Here is a 12,732-nt window from a genome sequence, read left to right on the forward strand (position 1 = left end):
TAAAAAAATGAAAGTAGATATTTGGAGCGACACACGTTGTCCGTTTTGTTTTATTGGAAAGAAAAATTTTGAAAAAGCACTTCAGAATTTCACTCAAAATGATAAAATCGAAGTCAATTGGCATTCGTTTCAATTGGACTCGAAAATGAAAACTGACCTTAGCAGAAATCATTATGAATATTTGTCTGATATCAAAGGCCACTCGTTACAAGAGACAATCAAAATGCACGAAAATCTTATCCAGATAGGAAAAAAAGCTGGCATTGATTTTAATTTTGATAAAGTAAAAGTTTCTAATTCTTTCAAAAGTCAAATATTGGTTCAGTTGGCTAAAGAAAAGGGAAAAGCTAACGAAATGGAAGAGCTTCTGTTCGAAGCTTATTTTATTCTTGGAAAGAACATAGATGATGTTGAAGTCCTTTCAGAAATCGGAGAAAAATTAGGTTTTACAAAAAATGAAATTCAAAATGCTGTTCAATCTCCAGAATTAACCGAATTGGTAAATAATGATATTGAAGAAGCCGCAGCACTTGGAATCAACAGTGTTCCGTTCTTTGTTTTTGACAGAAAGTATGCGATTTCCGGAGCTCAGCCAACGCATCTGTTCTCGGAAGTTTTGGAAAAAAGCTTTTCTGAATCTGATTCTAAAATCAACATTATCAGTGAAGGCGACTCCTGCGATGTTGACGGGAATTGTTAAAAAATTCAATAAAAAAAAACTATCCATTTTAGATAGTTTTTTTTATTGTTACCAAATCATTACCCTCAGATCAGCAGGCTGATACATTGGACTTCCTGGTAATATATTGAACGCTTTGTAGAAATCCGGAATATTAGATAAAGCTCCATTAACTCTGTATTGGGCTGGAGAATGAACATCTACCATAATTCTTCTCATAAGCGCTTCTTTCTGATGGTTGACCATCCAAGCATATCCATAAGCTAAAAAATATCTTTTGTCAGGAGTCAAACCTCCAATAGATTGATTGGTTTTGTATTGATTAGTTTTTTTAAACGCTTCAAATCCCATTACCACACCTCCAAGATCAGCAATATTTTCTCCTTGTGTAGCATCTCCGTTTATATTTTTATTTTCAATTTTATACTTATTAAATTGATTGACAATCAAAACCGTTTTTGCTTTAAATTTTTCCAGATCTTCGGCTGTCCACCAATTATTTAGATTTCCATTTTCATCATATTGACTTCCTTGATCGTCAAATCCGTGTGTTATTTCGTGTCCAAAAGTAGAACCTCCTATAATTCCATACAGGACAGCATCATCAGGCATTCTTCCTTCAAATCCCGGAACAATAATGTTACAAGCAGGAACACAAATTTCATTATTACTTGGATTATAATAGGCGTTGTAAGTTTGAGGATACATCATCCATTCTTGTCTATCAACTGGTTTTCCTAATTTACTAATATAATAGTTATATTCCCACTTGTTGATATTCATTACATTCTTACAATAAGAATTTTTGTCAATAACTACAGAACTCATATCTTTCCATTTATCTGGATAACCAACTTTCATAACAATTTTGCTTAATTTGTACAAAGCTTTTTGTTTCGTTACATTGCTCATCCAATCAAGTTTTTTGATATGTTCAGCATAAACACTACGAATGTTATTTCCTATCTCTAATAATTTTTCTTTTGTTCCTTTTGGCAAGTACTCTTCAACATATACTTGTCCAATCAGTTCGCCAAGAGAAGAATCTGTTTGCTGAACAATACGTTTCCATCTCGGTTTTTGAACTTTGATTCCATTCAAGACTGTACTATAAAACTTAAAATTTTGTTCATTGATATCTTTACTTAGGTAAGATGCATAAGAATTTATCAGATTCCATTTTAGATAATTTTTCCAATCGTTCAGTGAAAAAGATTTAACTGTAGTATTAAAAGCTTTATAAAATTCTGGTTGTCCAACAATTACTGAATCAACTTTAATTATACTCAGATTATTTAACATTTCATTCCATTCAATATTAGGTGTAGTAGCATTCAATTGCGCTACACTCATTTTATTATAATTTTTAATAGGATTGCGCAATGCTTCTATTTTTCTAGAAAACTTAGCCAATTCAGTTTCCAACTTTAGGATTGATGAAGTTTGTGTTTCAATATTATCTGGTTTTTCTCCCAGAAACTTCAGCATTAGCTGTATGTGCTTTGCATATTCTGATCGAATTTTTTTGGTTTCTTCATCATTATTAAAGTAATAGTCACGTTCTCCCAAGCCAAGACCTCCTTGTAACAATTTCAACGCATTTTTGGAACTGTTTTTGTCATCTTGGGCTACATAAAAGCTAAACCCAGGATCACAACCAATTGTATGCAAATATCCAATAGTTTTTAACAGAGATGGAATATCATTAATAGAATTTATTTTGGTAAGCTCTGATTTAATTGGTAAAATACCAGCTTTATCGATAGCAATAGAATCCATACCAGAAGCATAAAAATCACCAATTTTTTGTTTATTGCTTCCCTTCACTGATTCTTCTTTAGCGGATCTTTCACAAATATTTCTAATCTGATTATTGATAGTATCCTGAATCATTCGGAAAATACCATTACTTTCTTCCGAAGCAGGAATAGGATTTTTTTTAAACCAACCTCCGTTTGCGTAATGAAAGAAATCCTGAGATGGATCTACTAAAGTATCACGATTAATTTCAAGTGGATCTACAAATGTTTGTTCTTTTTTACTACAATTGTATAGTACTGTCGCAATTGCCGTAGCAAAAATCATTTTTTTAATAAAGTACATTGCAAGTTTTCATATTAATTTTATGTTGTAAATATAAAATATTAATCATTCCAAAGAAAATGCTTAAATTGCTTAGAAAACAATCAGAAAATTATTTCTAACCAATGAAAATTGCAGTTTTAGGAGCAGGAAATATGGGTTTGTCATTTTCAAAATCCTTTTTGAAATATGAATTGATAAAACCGCAAAATCTACGTCTCATCACGAGAAGTCAAAATAAAAAAGAGAAGATAAAATCGGTTTTCCCTGATTCGGAGATTTCTTCTTTTGATGAAATTCAAAATCTGGAAGCAGACCTAATTATCATTGCTGTGAAACCTCAGGATTTTGCTTTCGTTGCAGAAAACCTAACTTTCAAAATTCCAGAAAAATCTTTGGTTTTATCGATAATGGCTGGGATTTCTATTGAGAAAATCCAGAACTATTTGAATCACAAATTTGTTGTTCGTGCAATGCCTAACTCTCCTACTCTTCTCGGAATGGGAATCACAGGTTATACAGCCGCAGAAGGAATTTCCTTCTCAGAATTGATGAATATCGAACGATTATTGAATTCCACCGGACGTTCTGTTTATTTAGAAGACGAAAAACTTTTGGATGGCGTAACTGCACTTTCTGGGAGCGGACCAGCATACTTCTACTACATTATTGATGCGATGATAAAAGCAGGAACAGAAATGGGCATCGATGAGAATCTTTCAAAATTGTTTGTAAAACAGACGATGTTGGGCGCTTATCATCTTATCAATAATTCAGATAAATCTTTGGAAGAGTTGATAAAAGATGTTGCATCCAAGGGCGGAACTACTGAAGCTGCACTTAAAACTTTCGAAGAAAATCAATTAAAATCTATCTTACAAAAAGGAATTTTAGCAGCCGAAAACAGAGCTAAAGAATTAAATTCATAACAATGTATAACCAACAAGACTTTTACATTTCTACTGATAAATCCAAAATGGACATAGAAACCATTCACCAATATTTATCCGAAGAATCCTATTGGGCAAAAGGTATTCCCAAAGAAATTGTTGAAAAATCTGTCGCCAATTCTTTCTGTTTTGGTGTTTTTTATAATGATAAACAGGTCGGATTTGCAAAAGTGATTACAGATTTTACGACGATTGTTTATTTGGGCGATGTGTTTATTTTGGATGAATTTCGTGGGTTAGGTTTGTCAAAATTATTAATGGAAAACATTATGACTCATCCGGAATTACAAGGCTCGAGAAGATGGATTCTTTTAACTGCTGACGCGCACGAACTTTATAAAAAATTTGGATGGAATAATATTAAAGATCCGGCAAAATGGATGGAAGTTCATACTAAAAATCCTTACCAATAAACTTTTTATTCAACCATCGATACATCCAAAATCCGATTGCAACACCAACTGTATTAAGAATCACATCATCGATATCGAAAACACCTAATCTTGTGAAGTATTGAAGACTTTCTACAAGAATAATTGCAAAGAGAAAATCAAAAATCAATAGTCGGAAATTATTAAGTTTGGGTAAGACAATTCCGAGAAAACCAAAAGGCGTGAACATCAAAACATTTCCAAAAACATTGATGATAATCGTTTTCCAAATAATGGTTTCTTTGACAAAATTAAAGGTCGAAATCATCGGCAACAATCTTACAATATTAATATCGTATTGACTTCTTCCAAATCCGAAAAACATCAGATACAGCAAAAAAACAGTATAAAACGGAATCAAATATCTGTAAAATGTTATAAATATCTGTTGATATTTTTCCTTCATAAAATCAACCTTTTATAAAAAACCACAGCAAAGATAGCTTGATAATTTGTATTAATTTTCTTATATTCGTTATAGTTAACATTCTATGATGAACTACGACTTAGAGAAAGAAAACAAGGAAATCCTTGCTCGATATAAAGACCTCATTTCCAACACCTACCGAACGTTGGATGAGGAAAACAACAAGCTTATCAGAAAGGCATTTGATTTAGCTTTGGATGCGCACAAAGATCAGCGGAGAAAAACGGGCGAACCTTATATCTACCATCCGATAGAAGTGGCTAAAATTGTTGCTAATGAAGTTGGTTTGGGAGCAACCAGTATCGCCTGTGCATTGCTTCACGATGTCATTGAGGATTCTGAATATACTTATGAAGATTTGAAAAAAATCTTCGGAGAAACTATTGCGGACATCGTTAATGGTTTGACTAAAATTTCTGTAATGAACCAGCAGAATATCTCTGTTCAATCAGAAAATTACAGAAAATTATTATTGACGCTTTCGGAAGATTTCCGTGTGATTCTCATCAAAATTGCAGATAGATTGCACAATATGAGAACGCTGGAAAGTATGCATCCTATCAAACAGAAAAAGATTGCTGCAGAAACGTCTTATATTTATGCGCCTTTGGCTCACAGATTTGGGCTTTATTCCATCAAATCTGAGTTGGAAGACTTGTCTTTAAAATACAATAATCCAGACGTTTATAATGAGATTCTTGCCAAATTGGAAACGGCAAAGGAAGGCCGTGAAAAATATGTAGAAGAGTTCACCAAAGAAGTTTCCGAACAACTGAAAGAAGAAAATCTGAATTTTACAATCAAAGGAAGAGCGAAAGCCATTAGCTCTATTTATCGTAAAATGCAGAAGCAGAATGTGACATTTGAGGAAGTTTATGATAATTATGCCATCAGAATTATTTACAAATCCGATCCTAGAAATGAGAAATTTTTGGCTTGGAAAATCTATTCTATCGTAACAGACCTTTACCAAAGTAATCCTTCGCGAATGCGTGACTGGATTTCTCAACCGAGATCAACAGGTTACGAAAGTCTCCATCTTACAGTAATGGGTCCGGATAAGAAATGGATCGAAGTTCAAATCCGTTCGGAAAGAATGAACGAAATCGCTGAAAAAGGTGTTGCAGCCCACTACAAATACAAAGAAGGCTACAGAAAAAACACAGATGACCAACGATTCGAAAATTGGGTTTCTGAGATTCGTGATGTTTTGGAACAACAGCAAAACCTTTCCACATCCGAACTTCTTGATAATATTAAATTAAATCTCTATTCTAAAGAAGTTTTTGTTTTCACACCAAAAGGAGAAATTAAGATTCTTCCCACTGGCGCAACAGCTTTGGATTTTGCATTTTCCGTTCACTCAGATTTGGGAACAAAATGTCTTGGTGCGAAGATTAACGGAAAATTAGTTCCAATCAGTTATGTTCTTCAAAATGGCGATCAGATCGATATTCTTTCTTCTCAAAACCAAAAGCCGAAAGCAGACTGGCTGGAGTTTGTTGTAACTTCTAAAGCCAAATCGAAGATTAAGAATATCCTTAATTCAGAAAAAAATCAACATACGGCTGAAGGAAAAGAGATTCTGCAAAGAAAAATGCGTCATGCCAAACTGAATTTCAATGAAGAGGAAATCAATGGTTTACAAAAACATCTGAATCTTAAAACGTCTCAGGACTTATTCTTAGGCTTCCAAAACGGAACTTTTGATATCGGCGATATCAAGAAATATGCAGACGGAAAAAGTATCCTTAGCAATTTGTTCCAACGTTTCAGAAAGACTTCTAACAAAGAACAATTTGTAGAAAAAGTTGATTCTAATCTGGATATGATTGTCTTTGGGAAAGATGAAGAAAAACTGAATTATTCTTTCGCCAAATGTTGTACGGTGATTCCTGGGGATAAGATTTTTGGGTTTATTACTATTTCAGACGGAATCAAAGTTCATAGTGAAAGTTGTCCAAACGCCATTAACCTGAGGGCTAATTACGATTATCGTGTTCTCCAAGCGAAATGGGTGAATGCAGAAAGCTTCAAAAACAGAATTAAAATTGAGATCGAAGGTTTGGACAGAATGGGAATGATTAACGATATCACGGCGGTTATCAGCGGCTCTATGAATATGGATATGAAGAGTTTGAGTATCTCGTCCAACGACGGTATTTTCACCGGAAATATCAACCTGGAAGTGAAGAACAAAAGCCAACTGGAAGAGACTTTCAAACAACTGAAAGGTATCAAAGGTGTTTCTAAAGTGAAGCGTGTTTAATGATTTTAACCAAATACTTTCAACAATTTTTTCATAATAGCAAAAGTTCAGGTATCTTCCTGATTGTTTTTGTTCTGATTTCTTTGTTAATAGCTAACAGTTCGCTTTCGGGAAGTTTTCAGAATCTTTTGGACACCAAAATTGGGACAGAAATATTTCATCTGAATTATTCGGTTTCTGTTTGGGTTAATGATGGCTTGATGGCTATTTTCTTTCTTTTGGTTGGTTTGGAAATCAAAAGAGAGTTGCTGGAAGGCGAATTATCTGACATCAAAAAAGCAAGTCTTCCCATTTTCGCTGCACTTGGCGGAATGTTGATTCCGGCAATTATTTATTTCAGTTTTAATCATGATACAGATTACAAAAACGGTTGGGCAATTCCCATGGCTACCGACATTGCATTTTCCCTAGCGATCATTTCTCTGCTGGGAAAGAGCGTTCCCAATTCTTTGAAAATTTTTCTGAGTGCATTGGCGATTGTAGATGATTTAGGAGCCATTATCGTAATCGCATTGTTTTATACAGATTCTATTGATTGGATTTCTCTAGGGATTTGCGGTAGCATTACTGCCTTACTGATTATTCTAAATAAAAGTGGAGTAACTAGAATTTTCTTTTACATCATTCCGGGATTATTGCTTTGGTATTTTATGCATCATTCCGGGATTCACGCAACAATTGCAGGTGTTATTCTGGCATTTACGATTCCAACTAATATTTCTGAAACTGAGATTTCTCCATTAGAAAAACTGGAGCAAAAGCTTCACATTCCTGTAAGTTTTGTTATAATGCCATTGTTTGCCTTGGCTAATACGAATATTACTTTTCAGAAAGAAATATTTGAAGGTTTCATCAATCCTTTAAGTCTGGGAATTATCGGAGGTTTGTTTATCGGAAAGGTTTTGGGTATCAACTTATTTTCTTTTTTAGCTATCAAATTAAAATGGGCAAAACTTCCCGCTTTTTCTGCCTGGAAAGAAATGATTGGTGTTGGATTCTTAGCCGGAATCGGTTTTACAATGTCGATTTTTGTCTCGCTTTTAGCATTCCCAAATGAAATTGAAATTCAGGATATTTCCAAAATCAGTATTTTGATTGCTTCGGTTTTGTCTGGAGTTACAGGATATTTTATATTGAAACTCAATAAAAAATCTCTCAATGATTAATTGAGAGATTGTAGTTTTTAATCTTTTTTAGAAGCACTTTTCTTTTCTCTTTTAGCTTCTTTCTTTTCTTTTGCCGTTTTTAGCGGTTCTTTTTTCACTGCTTTTTTTGCGTCTTGACCTTTTGCCATTGTTATGTATTTTGGTGTTAGTAAATTACTTATTGTAAATATAATTAAATATCCAATTCAATAAACGGATTACAAATACATTTCTTCCCGAACCAATTTTTCTAATTTAACTTTTTTGATAGCGAGATTAAGCTCATTACCCATCAAGACAAGAAACACGTTGACATTTACCCAAACCATTACCAAAATAATGGAACCAATGGAGCCGTAAAGAACATTATATTTTGCAATATTCGATACATAAATAGCGAAGAAATAGGTCAATAACACAAAAAGGAATGTTGTTAAAATAGCGCCTGGAACAGCTTCTCTTAATCTTGTAATTTTAAGACATCCAACCCAATAAAAAAGTGTGAGCAGAATAAAATAAAATAACGGAAAAGATATAAATCCGATAATCTTGGTTAAGTTTTTAGTAAACCAACCGATATCATAAGTTGGCGTGTAAAGCTTCAGAACAACCTCGCTGTAGTAGATTCCGAAAATTGAAAGACAGACTAATGTCAGAAAACAAATCGTAACCAACATCGCCAAAGCATATTCTTTTACAAAACCACGCTGCAATTCTGTATTTCTGTTGAATCCTCCAATTAAAGTAAAACAGCCGTTCGTAGCAAAAACGAAAGACAATAAAATCGTCAAATTACTAATGGATTTCATATTCGGGATGATGTTCTCCTGAATGTAACCTGTCACATCACTCTGCATATGAGAAGGGAAAACCCGTGGCATCAAAACCTCAAAAATATAAAACTGAAGCTTGTCGTAATGCGGCATAAATGGCAACACAGACAAAAAGAAAAGAATCATTGGGAAAAGACTGAGGAAAAAATTCCAGGAAATACTGGCAGCTTGTCTTCCCAAGGGATTTTTGAAAATCGCATCTGTGTAAATCGTCAACATTTTCCAAAGAGAAATTCCTAAAACAGGAATATGGATCCCATCGAAAAAGTTCTTGATTTTGAGAAAAAAACGCTGTAATTTTTTTACCATTCATTTATCTTTGCACCACAAATATACTAAATGCGTATTAATTTACTCTGCATCGGGAAAACGGATGATAAAGAAATTATCTCTCTTATCAAATATTATCTGCCCAGAATCCCGAAACATTGGAACTTTGAATTAGTGGAAATTCCGGATGTGAAAAATGCTAAAAACCTGAGTCCTGATCAACTGAAAAAAGAGGAAGCTAAATTATTCCAAAACCAAATTGACTCTTCTGATTTGGTCATTCTTCTGGACGAAAAAGGAAAACAATTCACAAGTCGGGAATTTTCTGAAAAGATTGATTTTTGGATGGGAAGTTCCGTGAAAAAAGTTAATATCCTGATTGGCGGTGCTTATGGTTTTTCGGAGGAAATCTATCAGCGTTCTAATGAGAAAATCTCTTTATCCAAAATGACTTTTACACATCAAATGATTCGCTTGTTTTTTGTAGAACAGATTTATCGAGCAGCTACGATTTTGCAAGGAAAACCTTATCATAATGATTAGATGTTAGATGTTAGATGTTAGATGTTAGATGTTAGATGTTAGCAAAATTAATTTCTAATTTCTAATTTCTAATTTCTAATTTCTTAATTCTTATTAATAACTTTCTTGGTAAGATTCGCTAAAAAACCGCCGAGCAAAAAGCCAACTCCCGCACCAAAAGCTACATCCATCGGGTAATGAACGCCAACATAAATCCTGCTATAAGAGACCAAAATCGCCCAAAACAACAAAATAAATGTCAGATATTTATATTGTTTGCCAATCAAAATAGACAGAAAGCTAAACAGGAAAAATACACTGGATGCGTGTGCAGAATAGAAACCATATTTCCCACCGCAAATCACGAATCTCATTTTTTCCAGAACCATAGGATCTTGACAAGGTCGCAATCTTTCGACGCCGTGCTTGAAAACACTAGCCAATTGATCAGAAATAGTAATACCAATAGCGATAAAAATCAATACGAAAATCAATTTCTTACGAGGAACTGCTTTATAAACAAGGTAAAGTAAAATCACATAAAACGGAATCCAAAACCATTTCCCTGTAACTAAAAGCCAAAACGGGTCGAATGTAGAACTTCCCAATCCATTGAGAAACACAAGTAATTGTTGGTCGAGAGAAATGAGTTCGTTCATAGATTATCGGCTTACGGGACCTTCGTGAGAATCGTCTTCGGAAAGGTCAATTTTTTCAGCGACTGTGTTTTGGAAATCAACACTTTTTTTATCTTCCAAAGGATTGAATTCCTGTGCAGATTTCTTCACATTTTCAATCTCTTTTTTGATTTCAGAAAGCGGATTATCAGCCTCTTTCATAATCTCGGTTTTGATATCATCTACCGCGCCGCGCATTTTACGGACACCTTCACCAAGACCTCTCGCAATCTCGGGTAATTTATCTGGTCCGAACAAAACAACAATTGCCAGAGCAATCATCAGCATTTCTCCAATACTCAATTCCATTTGACAAAATTAAGAAAGTTTATTTTTCTAACACACAACTATTTATCATAATTTTATCACAAAAGAGAAAATTATCCTGTACAACACTTGAGTTTGACTTTAATGATCTGCTGAATTTGTGCAATCAGCGAGAGACCTTTAGGATTTCTTCCCTTTAAAACTGATATAAACAAAATAGATACTTACCGCAAATAGCAAGAATGCCAAGAAAAATGGCGCTCCCGGAAACAAAAACGGTGCATCTTTGTGTGTGAAATAATAAAATAAATTCGTCATCAAGGGCGGACCGATGATAGAAGTTGCACTCATTAGACTCGTCAGTGCTCCTTGTAATTCACCTTGCTCGTTGGACGGAATATTCTTGGTAATGATTGACTGCAACGCAGGACCACAGATCCCACCTAAACAATACGGAATTGTGAAAACCAACATCATCCAGCCTTCCGTTGCAAAGGCATAAAGAAGCATTCCCGCAGCATACAGCATCAGTCCATAAAAGATACTTTTCTGGTCACCAATTTTAGGATTGATCCATCGGATCAGCACACCTTGCACCAATCCAACTAAAAGACCTACAACGCCCAGCGAGATTCCCACCATTCTTTCGTCCCAGCTAAATCTGTACATCGTGTAGAAACTCCAGTTACTTTGCACAGCGTGTCCGCCAATATAAATCAAAATCAAAGCGGTAGTAAGAGCTGAGATTTCAGGATGTTTTCTTAGGAATTTGAAAGACCCGATCGGATTCGCTCTTTTCCAACTGAACTCTCTTCGGTTTTCTTTGCTAAGACTTTCAGGCAGGATAAAATAACCGTAAATAAAATTGATCATACACAAAACTGCCGCCGCATAGAACGGAACCCTCGCACCATAATGCCCCAAAACACCACCCAAAACAGGACCGATGATAAAGCCTAAACCGAAGGCCGCCCCTATCAATCCGAAATTCTTTGCACGATCCTCGTCGGTAGAGATATCAGCAATGTAGGCACTCGCAGTCGTCACACTCGCTCCGGTGATTCCTGCGATAATTCTGCCAACAAAAAGCCACCAGATACTTGGTGCCAATGCCAGAAAAATATAGTCTATAGAAAACCCAAACAATGAAAGTAAAATCACTGGTCTTCTACCGTATTTGTCACTTAGATTCCCAACCAAAGGCGAGAAAACGAATTGTATGAAAGCATACGCAAAACTCAACCATCCACCATATTTGGCAGCCTCGCTGATGTCTGCGTGGATCAATTCTTCTATCAGTTTCGGCACTACGGGGATGATGATCCCCCAACCTGTAATATCTATCAACAAAGTGATAAATATAAATCCTATAGCTGCTGATTTTTGGTTTGTTTTCATAGAGTGCGAAGATAATATTTTTTTGAAACTACAATTCTATTTAAAAATCGTAGAATTAACTATTTTTAGAAAAAATAAATATGGACTCTTTTTGGAACAAAAAAATACTATATCTTTAATTTTTTATTAAAAAACTTAACCAACTAATGAAAATCAAAATCACCCTAACCCTAGCCCTACTACTCGCCTTCACTTCCTGCGACCAAATCTCGGACAACTATTGGGAAAAGAAAGAACAGGAAAATCACACTTCGCCATTTATGGGAAAATGGGTAGGGACTTACAGCGGCGCTCAAGTAGGAACATTGACAATTGAAATTTCTAAAAGCGGTAATATCACAGGTTCTTTAGGCCGTACAGAAGTAGATCTCGCCAGCTATGTCTATGACGATGGCACCTTACAACCTGTGATGTCTAACACATTGAGCTTTACACTTTATGGTAACTTGAAAGATAAAAAAGGAACCTGGAAAGATAAAGATCAACAAGGTACCTGGACGCTTACAAAGCAATAATGCCAATTCAATATTATATAACTGAATCAGATTGATACTATCTTGTGGATCTTTGGTCTGCAGGATTTTTTTTGATTTCTATTGGTAGAACACTTAGTTTGTCATTGCGGAGGAATCTAGACATTGCAGATAATTCATTGCGTTGATTCACTTTGCATAGATTCCTCCGGAATGACAAAAATGCCTTTTAAAATATATTTAAAGTTTGAGTGAAAGCATAAAAAAAGCTCTCAATCAGTTGAGAGCTTTTCATTATATATTTTAAGA

At 34.7% G+C, this 12,732-nt stretch carries 13 protein-coding genes; 7 read left to right on the plus strand and 6 right to left on the minus strand.

The window, feature by feature from the left end; translation table 11 throughout:
• Window positions 1-7: 7 nt before the first annotated feature.
• Window positions 8-700, plus strand: a complete 693-nt coding sequence (locus BUR19_RS16315; RefSeq protein WP_074236548.1) for a DsbA family oxidoreductase — start codon at window positions 8-10, stop codon at window positions 698-700.
• A gap of 48 nt (window positions 701-748) precedes the next feature.
• Here the strand turns inward: BUR19_RS16315 and BUR19_RS16320 are convergent, their stop codons facing one another.
• Entirely contained in the window at window positions 749-2,764 is a 2,016-nt protein-coding gene (locus tag BUR19_RS16320) for a M13 family metallopeptidase (RefSeq protein ID WP_245799099.1), read from the minus strand.
• Window positions 2,765-2,886: 122 nt separating this feature from the next.
• On the opposite strand from BUR19_RS16320, the gene proC reads away from it, so the two are divergent.
• The gene (gene proC / locus BUR19_RS16325; RefSeq protein ID WP_074236550.1) at window positions 2,887-3,690 is read left to right on the plus strand and encodes a pyrroline-5-carboxylate reductase; all 804 of its coding nucleotides are present in this window, start codon (window positions 2,887-2,889) and stop codon (window positions 3,688-3,690) included.
• A gap of 2 nt (window positions 3,691-3,692) precedes the next feature.
• Window positions 3,693-4,124, plus strand: coding sequence for a GNAT family N-acetyltransferase (locus BUR19_RS16330; RefSeq protein WP_074236551.1), 432 nt, complete (start codon window positions 3,693-3,695; stop codon window positions 4,122-4,124).
• Here BUR19_RS16330 and BUR19_RS16335 read toward each other — a convergent pair.
• On the minus strand, window positions 4,105-4,548 hold the full coding sequence (locus tag BUR19_RS16335) for a VanZ family protein (RefSeq protein WP_074236552.1): 444 nt from the start codon (window positions 4,546-4,548) through the stop codon (window positions 4,105-4,107). The genes BUR19_RS16330 and BUR19_RS16335 overlap by 20 nt on opposite strands.
• An 88-nt stretch (window positions 4,549-4,636) precedes the next feature.
• Between BUR19_RS16335 and BUR19_RS16340 the strand changes: the two genes are divergently transcribed.
• Both BUR19_RS16340 and nhaA read left to right on the plus strand, forming a co-directional pair.
• A complete protein-coding gene (locus BUR19_RS16340; protein WP_074237021.1) occupies window positions 4,637-6,838 on the plus strand; it encodes a RelA/SpoT family protein in 2,202 nt (733 codons plus the stop codon).
• Window positions 6,838-8,004: a Na+/H+ antiporter NhaA gene (gene nhaA, locus BUR19_RS16345; protein ID WP_074236553.1), complete on the plus strand. Its 1,167-nt coding sequence runs from the start codon at window positions 6,838-6,840 to the stop codon at window positions 8,002-8,004. The genes BUR19_RS16340 and nhaA overlap by 1 nt, the downstream gene beginning before the upstream one ends.
• 197 nt (window positions 8,005-8,201) lie before the next feature.
• On the opposite strand, the gene BUR19_RS16350 is transcribed toward nhaA, so the two are convergent.
• Window positions 8,202-9,125 (minus strand): YihY/virulence factor BrkB family protein, encoded by a 924-nt coding sequence (locus BUR19_RS16350; protein WP_074236554.1) that lies wholly within the window; start codon window positions 9,123-9,125, stop codon window positions 8,202-8,204.
• A 30-nt stretch (window positions 9,126-9,155) separates the two neighbouring features.
• Between BUR19_RS16350 and rlmH the strand changes: the two genes are divergently transcribed.
• Window positions 9,156-9,629: a 23S rRNA (pseudouridine(1915)-N(3))-methyltransferase RlmH gene (rlmH, locus tag BUR19_RS16355; RefSeq protein ID WP_074236555.1), complete on the plus strand. Its 474-nt coding sequence runs from the start codon at window positions 9,156-9,158 to the stop codon at window positions 9,627-9,629.
• A gap of 83 nt (window positions 9,630-9,712) precedes the next feature.
• On the opposite strand, the gene BUR19_RS16360 is transcribed toward rlmH, so the two are convergent.
• From BUR19_RS16360 to BUR19_RS16370, 3 genes are all read right to left on the minus strand, one after another.
• Window positions 9,713-10,267, minus strand: coding sequence for a phosphatase PAP2 family protein (locus BUR19_RS16360; RefSeq protein WP_074236556.1), 555 nt, complete (start codon window positions 10,265-10,267; stop codon window positions 9,713-9,715).
• Between the two features lie 3 nt (window positions 10,268-10,270).
• On the minus strand, window positions 10,271-10,594 hold the full coding sequence (locus BUR19_RS16365) for a Sec-independent protein translocase subunit TatA/TatB (RefSeq protein ID WP_074236557.1): 324 nt from the start codon (window positions 10,592-10,594) through the stop codon (window positions 10,271-10,273).
• Window positions 10,595-10,732: 138 nt separating this feature from the next.
• The gene (locus BUR19_RS16370) at window positions 10,733-11,950 is read right to left on the minus strand and encodes a TCR/Tet family MFS transporter (protein WP_074236558.1); all 1,218 of its coding nucleotides are present in this window, start codon (window positions 11,948-11,950) and stop codon (window positions 10,733-10,735) included.
• Window positions 11,951-12,096: 146 nt separating this feature from the next.
• On the opposite strand from BUR19_RS16370, the gene BUR19_RS16375 reads away from it, so the two are divergent.
• Complete coding sequence (locus BUR19_RS16375) at window positions 12,097-12,465, plus strand: hypothetical protein (protein ID WP_074236559.1); 369 nt, start codon at window positions 12,097-12,099, stop codon at window positions 12,463-12,465.
• Window positions 12,466-12,732: the final 267 nt, after the last annotated feature.

It is taken from the genome of Epilithonimonas zeae (assembly GCF_900141765.1).
GTDB classification, from domain to species: domain Bacteria; phylum Bacteroidota; class Bacteroidia; order Flavobacteriales; family Weeksellaceae; genus Epilithonimonas; species Epilithonimonas zeae.

Excerpts from the sequence above, each read along its gene's own strand:
- BUR19_RS16315 (WP_074236548.1), top strand. The coding sequence starts at position 8 with ATGAAAGTAGATATTTGGAGCGACACACGTTGTCCGTTTTGTTTTATT.
- BUR19_RS16320 (WP_245799099.1), bottom strand. The coding sequence starts at position 2,764 with ATGATTTTTGCTACGGCAATTGCGACAGTACTATACAATTGTAGTAAA.
- proC (WP_074236550.1), top strand. The coding sequence starts at position 2,887 with ATGAAAATTGCAGTTTTAGGAGCAGGAAATATGGGTTTGTCATTTTCA.
- BUR19_RS16330 (WP_074236551.1), top strand. The coding sequence starts at position 3,693 with ATGTATAACCAACAAGACTTTTACATTTCTACTGATAAATCCAAAATG.
- BUR19_RS16335 (WP_074236552.1), bottom strand. The coding sequence starts at position 4,548 with ATGAAGGAAAAATATCAACAGATATTTATAACATTTTACAGATATTTG.
- BUR19_RS16340 (WP_074237021.1), top strand. The coding sequence starts at position 4,637 with ATGAACTACGACTTAGAGAAAGAAAACAAGGAAATCCTTGCTCGATAT.
- nhaA (WP_074236553.1), top strand. The coding sequence starts at position 6,838 with ATGATTTTAACCAAATACTTTCAACAATTTTTTCATAATAGCAAAAGT.
- BUR19_RS16350 (WP_074236554.1), bottom strand. The coding sequence starts at position 9,125 with ATGGTAAAAAAATTACAGCGTTTTTTTCTCAAAATCAAGAACTTTTTC.
- rlmH (WP_074236555.1), top strand. The coding sequence starts at position 9,156 with ATGCGTATTAATTTACTCTGCATCGGGAAAACGGATGATAAAGAAATT.
- BUR19_RS16360 (WP_074236556.1), bottom strand. The coding sequence starts at position 10,267 with ATGAACGAACTCATTTCTCTCGACCAACAATTACTTGTGTTTCTCAAT.
- BUR19_RS16365 (WP_074236557.1), bottom strand. The coding sequence starts at position 10,594 with ATGGAATTGAGTATTGGAGAAATGCTGATGATTGCTCTGGCAATTGTT.
- BUR19_RS16370 (WP_074236558.1), bottom strand. The coding sequence starts at position 11,950 with ATGAAAACAAACCAAAAATCAGCAGCTATAGGATTTATATTTATCACT.
- BUR19_RS16375 (WP_074236559.1), top strand. The coding sequence starts at position 12,097 with ATGAAAATCAAAATCACCCTAACCCTAGCCCTACTACTCGCCTTCACT.